Origin of the sequence: Micromonospora sp. NPDC001898 (genome assembly GCF_042891255.1) — a bacterium.
In the GTDB taxonomy this organism is placed as follows: Bacteria; Actinomycetota; Actinomycetes; order Mycobacteriales; family Micromonosporaceae; genus Micromonospora.
Genome location: NZ_JBIATC010000009.1, coordinates 181,047 through 195,766 on the forward strand (window position 1 = coordinate 181,047; position 14,720 = coordinate 195,766).

Genomic DNA, 14,720 nt, shown 5'->3' on the forward strand with positions numbered 1-14,720 from the left:
CCGTGGGACCGTCCGCCTTTGGTGGAGGCCGAATGCACTCGTTCCACCATCGGTTGAAGACAGGGCCGCCCCATCAACGACATGATCTGGGGAACTCGCCTGGCCGCGGTTGACCGGTACGCGGCTGCGCCGGGCCGCATCGACCCTGCCGAGCAGGGGCTTCCGTCGCCGCGAGTGAGGGATGAGCATGACACCGACCGAATCGAGCCGTGGTGTCGGCGGCGGCGCCGACACCCTACTGGCCGGCTTCGCCCACTCCGTGCGTCGGCATCCCGACCGGACGGCCGTCGTCTCGGACGAGCGGGTGCTCACGTACGCCGAGCTGGACGAACTCGCCGAGGCCGTCGCCGCCGAGATCCAGGCCCGGACCGGCGGACCCGGTGCCCGCATCGGCATCTACCTGCCCCGTTCCGCCGATCTGGTGCTGGCGGCTCTCGCCGTGATCAAGGCGGGCCATTCGTACATCCCGCTTGATCCGGGCAACCCCCGGGCCCGGCTGGAGCGCATCCTGGAGGTGGCCGAACCCGCCCTGGTCATCACCACCGGCGACCTGGCGGACGGCCTGCCACCGGACACCGCGGTGCTCCGGCTGCACCACACCCCGCCACCGGGCCTGCGCTACTCGGTACCGTCGGTGGACGTCTCCGCCTGCGCGTACATCATCTTCACCTCCGGAACGACCGGTCAGCCCAAAGGTGTACGCATATCGCACGGCAACGTCCTGCACCTGTTCCGGTCGACGGATTCCCTCTTCGCGTTCGACGAGCACGACGTGTGGTCGATGTTCCACTCCTTCGCGTTCGACTTCGCCGTCTGGGAGATGTGGGGGGCGTTGCTCCACGGCGGGTGCGTGGTCGTCGTACCGGAGCACGCCGTCCAGGACCCGGCCGCCTTCCGGCGCCTGTTGCGGGACCGGCGGGTGACGGTGTTGAGCCAGACGCCGACCGCCTTCTACCAGCTTGTCACCGAGGAGCAGCGGCACGACGACCGGCTGTCGGTGCGTCGGGTCGTGTTCGGCGGCGAGGCGCTGCGCTTCGCCACCCTGGCACCCTGGATCGCCAAGTACGGCGACGAGGCGGTCGAGCTGGTCAACATGTACGGCATCACCGAGACGACCGTCCACGCCTCCTACCGCCGGATCCGCGAAGCCGACCTGCGCCAGAGCGCGAGCCTCATCGGCGTCCCGCTGCCGAACTCCTTCATCCGGCTGGTCGACGACCAACTCGATCCGGTACGACCGGGGCACGTGGGTGAGATCGTCGTCGCCGGGCCGGGGGTCGGGCTCGGATACCATGCCCGACCCGACCTGACCGGGCAGCGGTTTCTCGACCTGACCGACGACGACGGGCAGTCGGTCCGCGGCTACCGGTCCGGTGACCTCGCCCGGCTCCGACCCGACGGCGACCTTGAGTACCTGGGCCGAACCGACAGCCAGGTCAAGATCCGCGGGTTCCGGATCGAACTCGGCGAGGTCGAGGCGGCGCTGGTCCGACAGCCGGCGGTCCGCGCCGCCGCGGTGGCCGTCCGGACCCTCCCGACCGGGGACGAGGCCCTCGTCGGATACGTCGTGCCGACCGAAGACGGCGTGCCGGACCAGCGCCGGCTCCACGACGATCTGTCGCTCGTCCTGCCCGGGCACATGGTGCCGGTGGCCTTCGTGGTGCTGGACGCGCTGCCCCTCACCGGCAACGGGAAGCTCGACCGGGCGATGCTGCCCGATCCGGTCCTCGCCGCCGACGCCGGCCGCGCTCCACGGTCGCTGCCGGAGGAACTGCTCTGTCAACTCTTCGCCCAGGCCCTCGGCCGCCCGACGGTGGCCCCGGACGACAACTTCTTCGTGCTGGGCGGACACTCGCTGTCCGCCGTCCGCCTGACCAGCCGGATCAGGGCGGTCCTCGGCCTGGAGGTGAGCATCCAGGAGCTGTTCGGGTCGCCCACCGTCGCCGCGCTCATCCCGAGGATCACCGCCACGACCGACCGCCCCCCGCCGACCCGGTGCGCCCACGGCGACGAGGTGCCCCTGTCGCCCGCGCAGCGGCATCGCTGGTCGCTGCACCAGGAAGCGGGAACCACGCCGGCCGACCAGGTGTCGTCCGCGCTCCACCTGACCGGCCGGGTCGACGTGGCCGCGCTCGACGCCGCACTCACGGATGTCGTGCGCCGGCACGCCGTGCTCCGCACCCGGTTCTCGGAACACCACGGGGCACCCGTCCAACGGATCGTCGCCCCTGAGTCGATCCAGCCGCCGCTGGTCGTCGAACCGATGGACGCGGAGAAGTTGGCCGAGTCCGTCACGGCCGTCACCCGGGAGCCCTTCGACCTCCGGCAGGACCCGGCCGTACGGGCCAGGCTGTTCCTCGTGGACGAGACCCGGTCGGTGCTGGTGCTGGTGCTGCATCCCATCGCCGCAGACGAGTGGTCACTGCCTCCCCTGCTGCGCGATCTGGCCGAGGCGTACGGTGCCCGGCTCGCCGGTCGCCCGCCGCGCTGGCAGCCGATGCCGGTGCAGTACGCCGACCACGTCGTGTGGCAGCGGGACCTGCTGGGCGACGCCGACGATCCGGACAGCGTCGCGGGGTGGCAGTTGGAATTCTGGAAGGGGTACCTGAGCGGCATACCGGACGAACTCGCGCTGCCGGCCGACCGGCCGCGACCGACCGACCCGCGGTCCCGCGTCGGCCTGGTCCCGGTCGACATCGATGCCGACCTGCATGTCGGGCTCGCCAGGCTGGCCGACGCGAGCGGCACGACCGTCGACATGGTGCTGAAGGCGGCACTGGCAGCGCTGCTCACCGGGCACGGCGCGGGCACCGACCTGCCGCTCGCCGTCCCGGTCCCCGGACGGACCGAGGCCGCCCTGGAACGGCTCGTCGGGCCCATCGGCAACACGCTGGTGACACGGGTCGACACCGCCGGGGATCCGACCTTCGCGGAGCTGCTGGTCCGGGTGCGTACCGCAGACCTGGCCGCATACGCGCACCAGGACCTGCCCTTCGTACGGCTGGCCGAGCGACTCGACCCGGTGCGCTCGACCAGCCGGCACCCGCTGGCCCAGGTCATGGTGGGCACCCGGCCCACGGTCGCGCCCGACTTCGCCCTGCCCGGGCTCGGCGTGACGGTGGAGCCGATCGGCGGCGACACCGCAGCGTTCGACCTGTCGTACCGGTTCGAGAAGCGGCGCGACGCCGACGGCCAGCCACAGGGGGTGTGCGGCACCCTGGTGTACCGCGTCGACCGGTTCCGCCGGGAGACCGTGACACGCCTCGCGGTGGGCCTGGGACACCGGTTGGCGCAGGTGGTCGCCAACCCCGCCGTCCGGCTGAGCCAGCTCGACGACCCCGCGGCCGAGTAGCGCTCTGCCAGGTTGTTCCGAGGCCACGACGCGCGGCGACTCGACGAAGCTCAGGTTGCCGGCCGGAGCTCAGGGGGCGGCGACGACGTGGTGCCGGAGTACCGGCGGGCGGCGGCGACCAGGTCGGCCGGGTATCCGGTGTTCGCCCTGTCGATGATGTCGCGGGGTCGGCCCTGTTGGACGGGTACGCCTTGGTGTAGCACGACGATCCGGTCGCAGCCCTGTACCGCCTCGCCGAGATCGTGGGTGATGGACAGGACGGCCAGGCCGGTGCTGTCGGCGAGGTGGCGCAGGGTGGCGGCGATGCCGGCCCGGGTGGACACGTCGAGCATGGAGGTCGCCTCGTCGGCGATCAGCAGCGCCGGTTGACCGACGAGTGCGCGGGCAATGGCGATGCGTTGACGTTGCCCGCCGGACAGCTGATCGGGTCGGCTGGTGAGTAGTCCGGTACCGGGTAGGCCGGCCCGTTCGAGGGCCTGGGTGACCCGGTCGGCGTGCAGGTGGCGGGGCGTGCCGGCGATCCGTAGGGGTTCGGCGACGAGTTGCGCGACGGTCATCGCCGGGTGCAGGGTGGCGTACGGATCCTGGGCGACGAAGCCGAGCCGGTGCCGGACGGCCCGCAGCCGGCGCCCACGCAGGAGCCGCAGATCCGTGCCGGCCACGTGGACCTGGCCGGTGGTGGGCCGTAGCAGGCCGAGCAGGATCTGCGCCAGGGTGCTCTTGCCGCTGCCGCTCTCGCCGACGATGCCGACGATCTCCCCCGCCCGGAGCTGTAGGTCGACGCCGGAGAGCGCGGTGGTCTGCCGGTGCCGAGTCCGGTAGACGTGACCGACGCCCGTCAGGTTGACCACCGGTTCGGCCGTCGTCCCGGAGCCGGCGGCCTTGCCCGGCCCTGGGGTGGCGGGCTCGGTGGGTGCGGGCGGTGGGGACGCGGAGGGGAACAGCAGCGGCCGGTCCTCGCCCAGATGGTGACAGGTGACCACCGCGTCCCCGAGCGCCGCCGGGAGGGGTGGTTCGGTGTGGCAGGGCTCGCTCGCCCAGGGGCAGCGCTCCACGAAGGGGCAGCCGGCAACGCGGTCGGGCTGGGCCGGTGCGCTCCCGGGGATGCTGGTCCAGGGTGCGGTCGGGTCGAGTGACGGCGTCGCGGCGAGCAGTCCTCGGGTGTACGGGTGGTGGGCGTGGCCGTTCGCCGGTCCGGTTTCGACGAGGGTGCCGGCGTACATGACGGCCATCCGGTCGGCGATTCCGCGCAGGGCCGGCAGGTCGTGGGAGATCAGCAGGAGGCCGACCTCGTGGTTGGCACGCAGGTCCGCGAGCAGGTCCAGGATGTGGTTCTGGGTGACCAGGTCCAGCCCGGTGGTGGGCTCGTCGGCGATGAGGAGCTGCGGTTCGCCGGCCAGCGCGAGGGCGATCGCCACCCGTTGGCGTTGTCCGCCGGAGAGTTGGTGCGGGTAGGCGCCGGCCGTGTTCGTGGGCAGCCGGACCTGCTGGAGCAGGTCGACCGCACGGGCGGCGGCCGCCGAACGGGAGGCCCGGGTGTGTACCCGCACGGATTCGACGAGTTGGTCGCCGACGCGGCGGACCGGGTTGAGTCCGGTCATCGCTCCCTGCGGCACGATGGCGATCCGTCGTCCCCGTACGCCGTACCAGTCGCGGCCGGTGAGGTCGGTGAGTTGCAGGTCGTCGAGCCGGGCGCTGCCGGCGACGGTCGAGCCGGTCGGTAGCAGGCCGAGCAGGGCCTTGGCGATGGTGGACTTGCCGGAGCCGGTCTCGCCGGCGAGCGCCACGATCTCGCCGGCGTCGACGTCTAGGTTGACGTCGCGGCTGGCGGGGTGGCCGTTCGGGTAGTGGATCGTCAGATCCGTGATCGTCAGCATCAGCGGGCCTGCCGGAAGGTGGGATTGAGCCGGTCCTCGGTGGCCACGCCCACCAGTGCGAGGGCCGTGACGGTGGCGACGATCGCGGCGCCGGGTGGCAGCGCCCACCACAGCCACGCGTCGGTCAGCATGGCGCCCCGGACCGACGCCCAATGGATCATCGTGCCCCAGCTCGGTGTGGTCGGGTCACCCAGTCCGAGGAAGGCCAGGCTCGCGTCGAGAACGACGGCCGTCATCGCCGCCCGGACGAAGACCGGCACGAGCAGCGGGGCCACGACCGGGGAGGCGTGCCGCACGAGCAGGTACCAGGTGGACGCGCCCATCGCCCGGGCGGCCTGCAGGTGGCCGCGGGACCAGGCGGCAAGCACCCCGGCGCGGACCAGCCGGGCGGGCCCGGCCCAGACCAGGGCGGCGACCACCGCCGCCCGCACGCCGAGGCTCTGGCCGAGAAACGCGGCCGCGACGATCAGCAGCGGCAGGAACGGCAGGGCGAGGACCAGGTCGACGGTCCGCATCAGGAGCGCGGCGGCCCAGCCGGGTGCCAGGCCGGCGACCCCGCCGACCAGCGCCGCCGCGATGGTGGCGATGCTCGCGACGAGCAGGGCGATGCCGAGCGAGCCGCGGGCGCCGATCACCAGTTGCGCGAACAGGTCCCGGCCGAGGTCGTCGGCGCCGAGCCAGCGGTCGGCCGACGGTGCCGCGTACGGTGTGGCGACCCGCTGTCGGCCGTCGGTGCCGAGCAGCCACGGGCCGACGAGGGCGGTGGCGGCGAGGGTCGCCAGCAGGACGCCCCCGGTCCAGCCGGCCAGCCGGCCGGCCCTCACGACCGGCCCCGCCCGCGGACTCGCGGGTCGAGCAGCGGGTACGTCAGATCGGCCAACGCGTTCATGACGAGCACGGTGACGGTCAGCGTGAGGAAGGTGCCCTGCATCATCGGATAGTCCCGCCCTCCGATGGCGTCGAAGGTGAGCCGGCCCAGGCCCGGGTAGGCGAAGACGGTCTCGACGACGAGGGCGCCGCCGACCAGCCAGCCGAGTTCCATCATCAGCTGGGTGTGTACCGGCAGCAGCGCCGGTCGCAGCAGGTGCCGGGTGACGACCCGTCGCTGCGGGATTCCCCGGGCGTGCGCGTGTTCGACGTGCGGGGCGTGCAGCGCCGAGGCTATCGAGAAGCGCGTCACCAGGAAGAACTGTCCGATCCCGGTGGCCACGAGCACGCCCACGGGTAGGACGAGGTGGGTGGCGACGTCGCCGACTGCGGCAAGCCCGGTGTGCCCCGGGGAGGTGACGCCGAAGGTGGGCAGGGCCCCGAGGTGCACGCCGAAGAACAGGATGCAGAGCATGCCGAGCCAGAACGCGGGCGCGGCGTCCACCAGCAGCACCCCCGCCAGCAGCAGGTTGCCCTTGCCTCGGCCACGCCGCAGGCCGGCCACCACGCCGAGCAGGACGCCGACGGCGGCGGTGAGCAGCACGCTGGTGCCCACCAGCAGCAGTGTCCAGGGCAACGCCGCCCCGATCGCCTCGATGACCGGCCGGCCACCGTTGAACGACTCGCCGAGGTCCAGCCGGGCCAGGTCGTGCAGGTAGCTGGCGAACTGCACGTGCAGCGGCTGGTCCAGCCCGTACGCGGCGACGACCTGAGCCCGGGTCGTCGCGTCCAGTTGACCGACGTCGGTGCCGCCGAGGGTGCGCAGCGGGCCGCCCGGCAGCGCGCGAGGCAGGGCGAACGTGACGGTCACCGCGACGGCGAGGACCGCCAGGTAGCCGCCGGCCCGGCCCAGCACGGCACGGGCGAGCCCGGTCCGAGCCCGGGCCGGGCGCGACGCGACGGTCATCTCAGCCGGGCAGGGCGACGAGGGAGTGCTTGTTCAACGGTCCCCCGCCCTGCTGGTAGACCCAGCCGGCGAAGACGTCGCTGCGGTAGGCGTACGCCCCGGCCGGGTAGTACAGGGTGACGAACGGCGTCTTCGCCGCCAGAAGCTGCTGCAGTCGCCCCGCCGCCGCCTGACGGTCGGCCAGCGTGGTCGTTTCCAGCAGCTGCTTCGCCGCGGCGTCGAGTTCGGTGTCGGCGATCCCGGTGACGTTGAGATGCCCCACCTTCGGATCGGTGGCCGCCAGCGCGGCGAGCTTGGCGTAGTCGATCATCGTGGGGGCCGCCCAGCCCCAGATGGCAAGGTCGTAGTCACGGCCGTTGGCCACGTCGAAGTCGGGCCACACCTTGGCGTCGACCGAGTCGGCGTCCATCGACCGTACGGTCGTGCGGACACCGATCTTGCCGAGCATCTCGGTGATGAGTTCGGCGGCGCGTACCCGGTCCGGGCTGTCGGCGTAGACGAGCAGTTCGAAGGCGAGCGGATTGCCGTCCAGGACGCGTACCCCGTCGGCACCGGGTGCGGCGCCGATCGCGTCCAGGGCGGCGGCGGCCGCGGCCGGGTCGTGGGTGTGCTTCAGGCTGGCGTCCGCGCCGGGTGCCTCCGGATGCCAGAACCCGGGGCTGCCGACGGCGCCCTGCCCGAGCAGGACGGTGTCGACCAGGTCGGTGGTGTCGATCGCCGCGGAGATGGCCCGGCGTACCTCGACCCGGTCGAACGGGGCCTTGCGGTCGTTGAAGGCCAGCAGCGTGCTGGAGAAGTTCGATCCGGTAGCCACCTTGATGCCCGGTTGTCGGGCCAGTTGGTCCTTCAGGTTGGGTGGGACCTCGTCGGCGACCAGGTGCACCTCGCCGGTACGCAGCGAGGCGAGGGCGGTCTGCTGCTCCGGGATCACCGAGACGGTGAGCTTGTCGATCCGGGGCTTACCGACCGGGTACGTGGTGTTGGCCGTCAACTCGTACCGGCGGTCCGGTTGGTAGCTGCTCAGCCGGTACGGGCCGGTGCCGACCGCGGCCGACAGCGGCGCCTTCTCCGGATCGGCCACCCCCGACCAGATGTGCCGGGCCAGCACCGGCATGTCCGCGAGCAGCCGGACCGGGAACTCCGGGTCCGGCTTGCTCAGGGTGATGACCACCGCGCCGTCCTGCGCCTTGACGTTCGTGACGATCGCCAGCGGTGTGGCGAACCGGACGGTGTCGTGCTTGCGGTAGTAGTCGATGGTGAACACGACGTCGTCGGCGGTGAACGGCTTGCCGTCATGCCAGGTGACACCGGTGCGCAGCGGCAGTGTGAACACCGTGCTGTCCGGACTCGTGCTCACCCCGGTGGCCAGCAGGGGCGTGGCCCGGTTGCCGGGGTCCAGGACCAGCAGCGTGTCGAAGACCAGGCTCATCAGGTGGTAGCCCGGATAGCCGGTCGTATACGTGTAGGGGGTCAGCGTCCCCTCGTCGCCGGCGACCGCGATGGTCAGCGCCGAGGCGGTCTGCGGCTCGTTCCTCGTGGACGAATCGCCCCCGCCGCCGCCGGCACAACCGGCGATGGCGAGCAGTAGCCCTGCGGCCAGGACACGCAAGGCGGGCATGCCTCGTCGGCGGGCGCGGTGTGACACGGGCGGTTGACCTCCTGGTACGGGGCCGGGCACCTGACGGGGCCAGCCAGCTATCGTCGGCACTCCCACGACCGGTGGGCACGAAGAAGGAGCGGTTAATGGGTAGTCGGGTCCTGCTGATCGGCGTCTACGGCATGGAGATCGTCGAGTGCGGCGGCGCGCTCGCGGCGAACCTCGCTGCCGGGGGCGAGTCGCACGCGGCGCTGATGGTGTGCGACGAGGAGATGCGTCCGGGCGTGAGCGCGGCAGCCGACGTCCTCGGGGTTCCGGTGGAGTTTCTCGGCTTCAAGCAGGGACACGTCGCCGTCGACGAGGCCCACAAGCGTGCCCTGGTCAAGGTCATCCGCACGGTGCGCCCGTCCATCGTCATCACCCAGGACCCGGAGCACTCCCTGACCGACCTCGACCCCGATCGACGACCGGCGATGACCCTGGTCTTCGAGGCGCTCGGCCTGGCCGGTCGCGGGTTCGCCGCCGACGACGGTCTCGCTCCCCACCCGGTACCGACGATCTACTACATGACGCCCTCGCGAGCCAACTGCGTGGTCGACATCGCCCCGTACTGGCCGTTGAAGGTCGCCGCGATGAACAGCCTGCGCAGCCAGCTCGAGTTCTCCGCGACCCACTGGGAGAACGAACTGCGCCCCGCCGACCTCGAAGCGCTGGTCCCCGGGTACGCCAGGATCGAGGACGCCTACGAGCGCGGGCGGGCCCTGCACGAGGTCCTCGACCGGGCCGCGCACATCTACCACGGTGTCGGCCACCACGGACGGTATGCCTTCGCCGAGGCGTACCGGCGCGAAGGTGACTTCCATCTGCCTACCCTCATCGAATAATGCCTGGCAGCGGCCACGCACGAGGTCGTTTCAAGGTCATCGACAGTCTGGCCACTATTGCCAGTGTTTGGCAATAGCAACACCGAGGCGAAGCGCGGAGGCGGGCCTTCGTCACATCCGCCAGCCGGGCTGGATCCTGACCGGCGGCCCCAACCGCAAGATCAGCTGCACGCAACCGGGCGGCGCACCCTGGTCGGCCTGGAGAAAACCCACCGCCTACCTGGGTGGACGCGACGACGTCCAGCCTTGTTGGCGCAGCCGTTCGATGCCGTCCAGTAACAGGTCCAGAGCGAACTCGAACTCGAACTGGTCGTCACAGCCCTGGCCGACGACCGAGGTGTCGTCGTGTGCCGCCGCGGTGGCGATCGCCGCGAGGTGCGGGAACTGGGCGGCGGCCTCCGCCGGAAACGCGGCCGGCGGTTCGGGCTCGGCCGTGCCGGACCGACCGGCGCGCCGGGAAGCGTCGAACAGCTCCTGACTGAAGCCCAGCATGCGACTGCCCATCGCGTGCATCACGTGGTGGGCGAGATCCGTGGAGAAACCGCCCTTCCGGAGCGTCCCGACCATCGAGTCGAGGTAGCCGAGGATGGCCGGCGTCGCCTCGTTCCGCGACTCGATCGCGATCGACGCCCAGGGGTGGCGCAGCAGCACCTCCCGCGCCGAGAGGATGCGCTCGCGGATGACGCGCTTCCAGTCGGGGTCGAGCACCGGCGGATCGATCTCGCCGACGACCACGTCGATCATGCCGTCGAGCAGTTCGTTCTTGTTCGCCACGTGCTTGTAGAGGGCCATCGGCACGACGCCCAGATCCTGGGCGAGGTTGCGCATGCTGAGGGACTCGATCCCCGCCTCGTCGGCGAGCGCGACGGCGGCGCACAGGACGCGATCCCTGCTCAGCGGCACCCGACGCAGCGTCTCAGCCTGCTCAGCCATCACGGTCCTCCACTTTCTGCCGGCGGTTGAACCCTAGCCACCTTGACGGGTGTACGGCGTACACCTACCCTTCTTTCAGAAGGTGTACGCCGTACACCTGGGAGGGGCAGAGATGAAAGCGATCGTCCAGGATCGGTACGGTCCGCCGGAGACGCTCACCCTCGCGGACGTCGACGCGCCGGTGCCGGCGGCCGACGAGGTGCTCGTGCGGGTCGAGGCCGCCGCGCTCAACGCGTACGACTGGCACGTCATGCGCGGCGATCCACGGCTGGCGCGCCTGTCGATGGGCCGGTCAGGGCCGCAGGCGCGAATCCGTGGCCGCGACTTCGCCGGCCGAGTCGAAGCCGTCGGCCCCGACGTCCGGCAGGTGCGACCGGGCGACGCCGTCTTCGGCGACCTGGGCGACGCCAACGGCGCGTTCGCCGAGTACGTATGCGTGCCCGAGACCCTGGTCGCGCGCAAGCCCGGGAACCTGACGCCGCAGCAGGCTGCCGCCCTGCCGCTGGCCGGCGTCACCGCCCTCATGGGACTGTGCGATGTCGGGCAGGTCGAGCCCGGCCACCACGTTCTCGTCAACGGCGCGTCCGGCGGCGTCGGCACCCTGGCCGTCCAACTGGCCAAGGCGCTCGGCGCGACCGTGACGGGGGTGTGCAGCACCCGCAACGTCGACCTGGTGCGCTCCCTCGGCGCCGATCACGTCGTCGACTACACCCGCGCCGACTTCACCCACGACACCGGCCGCCACGACGTCGTGTTCGACCTGGTCGGCAACCGTTCCCTCACCGCGCTCCGGCGAGCGTTGACCCCGACCGGGACGCTCGTGCTCTCCGGCGGCGGCGTCTATCGCGGCGGCAGCCTCGTCGGACCGGTCTGGCTCATCGCGCGCGGGCGCTTGCTGGCACCCTTCGTGCGGCACCGCATCGCCATTCTCACCACCGCACCCAGCCGGCAACACCTCGACACGCTCCGCGCCCACGCCGAGGCCGGCCGCCTCACCCCGGTCATCGACCGGACGTATCGGCTGCCCGAGGTTCCCGAAGCCATCCGGTACGTGGAAGGCGAACACGCGCGGGCGAAAGTGGTCATCACCATCTGACCCCCGACTGATGCCAGACCCTTCTGCCGTTCCTGGTCCTACCGAAAGGCACCACCATGATCATGCTCGCTCGTTCACTCCCACGCACCGCGCCTACCGACTCCACGGCCCCGTTCGACGGTCCACGCATGGCCACGACGGCGGGTGTCGGATGACCCGGCACACCGTCCCGGTCACCCGACCGGCAGCACGGCGCCCGTCGGGTGACCGGGACGGGTCGAGCTGGCACCTCCCGGTAGCGCTGGTGGTCCTCGGCCTCGTCCCGGTCGTTGCCGGGTCACTGCGGCTTCTCGAGCTCGCCGGCGGCCCGCAGCTGCTACCCACCAACCCGCGCATCGATTCCTCCCCGGCGCCCGTCGTGGTGCACGTGCCTGCCGCGGCCCTCTACGCCTTCCTCGGCGCGTTCCAGTTCTCCGCCCGGCTGCGTCGTCGCCATCCACGCTGGCACCGACGGTCCGGCCGGATACTGATCGTGGCCGGCCTGATCGTGGCCGCCTCCGGAATCTGGATGACCCTGTTCTACCCCGACGCCCCGGGCGGTGACCTGCTGTGGGGCATCCGACTCCTGGTCGGATCGGCAATGGCCGCCAGCATCGTCCTGGGGTTCACCGCGATTCGCCGTCGCCATGTCGCCACCCACCGCGCCTGGATGATCCGTGCCTACGCCCTCGCCATCAGCGCCGGCACCCAGGCATTCACCCAACCCATCGGTGAGACCCTGTTCGGCACGAGCGACCTGAGCACCGCCCTCTCCGTAGGATCCGGCTGGATCATCAACGCGGCCGTCGCCGAATGGGTCATCCGCCGCCCATCTGGCCTCTGGGCCCGGCGCCGCCGCACCCCCGCGACGTCGGTCCGACCGTCATGCACCCCGCCCGGCGAAGGTTCAGTTTGAGCGTCCCCACGGGCACGCCGGGATGGTGACCCCGGCGTGCCCGTCCGGCGCGACCGGCTACCGCGTCACGGACAGGGCGTCCGCGCGCAGACGTCGATGACCTTGCCGGTGAGCAGGAACACCGCCTTCTGTTTCTGGGCTCCGGCCTGGGCGCGCGGGAACTCGTGCGAATCGTCGCCGTACTCCGGCCCGGCCGGGGCGAGGTTGGTCGGCGGTGGCGCGTACGCCGCGCCGCTGTTCCAGACCACCATCGCCGAGCCGCTGTACGGGTACCTGCGGATCGGCGCGATGCCCCAGAACGGCCACACGTCCGGTGACCAGCCGCCGTCGAGCGCGGGGGTGTGCAGGCGGGCGCCGATGGTGCGCGCCTGCACCTCGGCAGTGGCGGTGGAGACCTGCTGGTCGCCGAAGGCCACGTGCATCAGCACCCGGTGCGCCGGGGTTCGCGGCAACGGCCGGTCGGTCATGTGCTGGGCGTACCCGTTGGCCTCGGACCGGTCCCACAGCATCTGGAGCAGCGCGAGGATCAGCTGCTGGTCGGCCTTGTCCGGGTAGTTGCCGTCCATGATCGCCTGGAACGGGGCGAAGTCCTTGCTGCGTTGCAGCAGCGTGGAGTAGTTCATTCCCGGCACGCCGAGCACCGACCGGGTCCAGTCCTGGGCGATGGCGGTGAGCGCGCCGCCGTTGATGCCGCCCTGGCTGTTGCCGTCGTAGCGCAGCCCGCCGGCCACGTCGATCAGCGGCCGGGCGCTGGCGTCCCGGAACGCCGGGTGGGCGGCGAACCCGCCCGGGTGGATCATCGCCCGGCCCAGGAAGAGGAAGTTCAGGAAGCTCTGCTGCACCCGGTCCACCACTGCGGGAAAGGCACTGAGCTCGGTGAAGGCGCCGGCCACGTAGGGGACGTCGGCGGCGGCCATCCCGATCCAACTGGTCGCACAGAAGGTGAAGTCGTACGTGTTCGACATCGTCCTGACGTTGCCGGCGTTGATCTCGGTCGGCTTGCCGAGCAGGCCGTGGCCGTAGAGCGAGAGGTGCGCCGGCTTCGTGGCGGAGGCGCTGCGCGGGATGTTGCAGACGAAGTCCGCCGCCACCGTCGCTCCGGACGGCGTGGGCAGGGCGTTCGGCGTCGGTGGCGTCCCGTCGCCGCCGGCCGGCCCGTAGTGCAGCCGGGAGCCGGGCCCGCCGTCGCCGGTCAGGTAGGACGGTACGCCGATGGTGCCGGTCACCTGCCGGGCGATCAGCGGCTCCTGCTCCGGAGAGTAGTCGGTCACCGCGGTGACGGTGAACGACGGTGCGGCCCGGCGGAGGGCGGCGAACGCGCCGTCCCGGATCGCCAGCATCCGCCCGGTCAGACCGTGCCGGCTGGCCACGGTGAAGTCCCAGGCCAGGTAGAGGCTGTGCCGCTTGACGCCGGCTCTGGTCAGGTCGCTGAGGATCCGCTTCATCTGCGGGACGCGACGGTCCCGATGGCCGAGGCCAGCACCGGTCACGTACGCCGTGAACGCCTTCGGCGCCGGGATCAGCGCCTCGTTGCCGTCGCGCATGCCGCGCAGGCCGACGACGTACCGGGTGCCCTCGGTCAGCGCCACCGCCGGCCGGATGATCAGCAGTTGCCGGTCCGGCTGGCCGGCTGCGTGCGCGTCCAGCTCGGCCCAGTACGGCGTACGCTTGCCGGTCCGGGCGTCGAGCAGCACGATCGGCGCGTCCGGCGCCAGCGAGCGGCCGATGTCGGTGACCGGCGCGATTCCGGTCGTCGCGGGGTCGAGGCCGGGCACCCGCACCAGGATCGGCGAGCCGGGGCTGAACCCGTCCTGCCGGTTCCACTCCGTCGGGTCGATCGGGGTCCCCTGTGCGTTGGCGGGCATCGCGGAGGCCGGGAACCGCACCCGCTTGCCGGTCGGGCTGGTCCGATCCGGCACGGTGAAGTAGTCGTTCGGGAACGGCAGCAGGCAGGCCGTCGGGTCGATCGGGTCGCACGCCCGGTCCCCGGCCGGTGCGGGAGTCGCGGGAGTCGCGGGAGTCGCGGGCGGAGCCGCGGCGGCGCCCGCGCCGAGCAGGACAGCGCCTGCGGTCACCAGCACGGACACGGCAAGACGGAGCCGTCTGGGTGTGGGCACGCGCATCTCCTTCGACACTGGACCGTGGTCCGATGCAGGGGCTGACCGGTGGTGGGTGGAGCGTGGTGTCCTTCCTACGCCCGTGAATGGATCTCGGCAAGGGGCCACGGCTTCGGCGAGCCTCACCGCCACCAT

Annotated in this window: 10 protein-coding genes; 4 read left to right on the top strand and 6 right to left on the bottom strand. The window is 71.8% G+C overall.

The features are described 5' to 3' along the window. Positions 1–187 precede the first annotated feature (187 nt). A complete protein-coding gene (locus tag ACFYZF_RS20585; protein WP_387023050.1) occupies positions 188–3,352 on the top strand; it encodes an amino acid adenylation domain-containing protein in 3,165 nt (1,054 codons plus the stop codon). A 50-nt stretch (positions 3,353–3,402) separates the two neighbouring features. Here the strand turns inward: ACFYZF_RS20585 and ACFYZF_RS20590 are convergent, their stop codons facing one another. From ACFYZF_RS20590 to ACFYZF_RS20605, 4 genes are read right to left on the bottom strand one after another with little or no spacing between them, the layout of a single operon-like run. Beyond that, positions 3,403–5,229, bottom strand: coding sequence for an ABC transporter ATP-binding protein (locus ACFYZF_RS20590; RefSeq protein WP_387023052.1), 1,827 nt, complete (start codon positions 5,227–5,229; stop codon positions 3,403–3,405). Beyond that, complete coding sequence (locus ACFYZF_RS20595; protein ID WP_387023054.1) at positions 5,229–6,053, bottom strand: ABC transporter permease; 825 nt, start codon at positions 6,051–6,053, stop codon at positions 5,229–5,231. Before ACFYZF_RS20595 ends, ACFYZF_RS20590 begins: the two co-directional genes overlap by 1 nt. Further along, entirely contained in the window at positions 6,050–7,063 is a 1,014-nt protein-coding gene (locus ACFYZF_RS20600; protein ID WP_387023055.1) for an ABC transporter permease, read from the bottom strand. The genes ACFYZF_RS20595 and ACFYZF_RS20600 overlap by 4 nt, the downstream gene beginning before the upstream one ends. Before the next feature lies 1 nt (position 7,064). After that, positions 7,065–8,681, bottom strand: a complete 1,617-nt coding sequence (locus ACFYZF_RS20605; protein ID WP_387023057.1) for an ABC transporter substrate-binding protein — start codon at positions 8,679–8,681, stop codon at positions 7,065–7,067. Positions 8,682–8,806: 125 nt separating this feature from the next. Between ACFYZF_RS20605 and ACFYZF_RS20610 the strand changes: the two genes are divergently transcribed. Next, positions 8,807–9,544 carry a PIG-L deacetylase family protein gene (locus tag ACFYZF_RS20610; protein ID WP_387023059.1) on the top strand — a complete coding sequence of 246 codons (738 nt, stop codon included), beginning with the start codon at positions 8,807–8,809 and terminating at the stop codon, positions 9,542–9,544. A 216-nt stretch (positions 9,545–9,760) separates the two neighbouring features. Here ACFYZF_RS20610 and ACFYZF_RS20615 read toward each other — a convergent pair whose 3' ends face one another. Continuing rightward, positions 9,761–10,477, bottom strand: coding sequence for a TetR/AcrR family transcriptional regulator (locus tag ACFYZF_RS20615; protein ID WP_387023061.1), 717 nt, complete (start codon positions 10,475–10,477; stop codon positions 9,761–9,763). A 112-nt stretch (positions 10,478–10,589) separates the two neighbouring features. Between ACFYZF_RS20615 and ACFYZF_RS20620 the strand changes: the two genes are divergently transcribed. Both ACFYZF_RS20620 and ACFYZF_RS20625 read left to right on the top strand, forming a co-directional pair. Further along, complete coding sequence (locus ACFYZF_RS20620) at positions 10,590–11,573, top strand: NAD(P)-dependent alcohol dehydrogenase (protein ID WP_387023063.1); 984 nt, start codon at positions 10,590–10,592, stop codon at positions 11,571–11,573. A 244-nt stretch (positions 11,574–11,817) separates the two neighbouring features. Then, positions 11,818–12,468 carry a DUF2306 domain-containing protein gene (locus ACFYZF_RS20625; protein WP_387023065.1) on the top strand — a complete coding sequence of 217 codons (651 nt, stop codon included), beginning with the start codon at positions 11,818–11,820 and terminating at the stop codon, positions 12,466–12,468. A 65-nt stretch (positions 12,469–12,533) separates the two neighbouring features. Here ACFYZF_RS20625 and ACFYZF_RS20630 read toward each other — a convergent pair whose 3' ends face one another. Beyond that, a complete protein-coding gene (locus ACFYZF_RS20630) occupies positions 12,534–14,585 on the bottom strand; it encodes a hypothetical protein (RefSeq protein WP_387023067.1) in 2,052 nt (683 codons plus the stop codon). Positions 14,586–14,720 lie beyond the last annotated feature (135 nt).

Coding starts and splice junctions, on each gene's coding strand:
- ACFYZF_RS20585 (WP_387023050.1), top strand. CDS start 188: ATGACACCGACCGAATCGAGCCGTGGTGTCGGCGGCGGCGCCGACACC.
- ACFYZF_RS20590 (WP_387023052.1), bottom strand. CDS start 5,229: ATGCTGACGATCACGGATCTGACGATCCACTACCCGAACGGCCACCCC.
- ACFYZF_RS20600 (WP_387023055.1), bottom strand. CDS start 7,063: ATGACCGTCGCGTCGCGCCCGGCCCGGGCTCGGACCGGGCTCGCCCGT.
- ACFYZF_RS20605 (WP_387023057.1), bottom strand. CDS start 8,681: ATGCCCGCCTTGCGTGTCCTGGCCGCAGGGCTACTGCTCGCCATCGCC.
- ACFYZF_RS20610 (WP_387023059.1), top strand. CDS start 8,807: ATGGGTAGTCGGGTCCTGCTGATCGGCGTCTACGGCATGGAGATCGTC.
- ACFYZF_RS20615 (WP_387023061.1), bottom strand. CDS start 10,477: ATGGCTGAGCAGGCTGAGACGCTGCGTCGGGTGCCGCTGAGCAGGGAT.
- ACFYZF_RS20620 (WP_387023063.1), top strand. CDS start 10,590: ATGAAAGCGATCGTCCAGGATCGGTACGGTCCGCCGGAGACGCTCACC.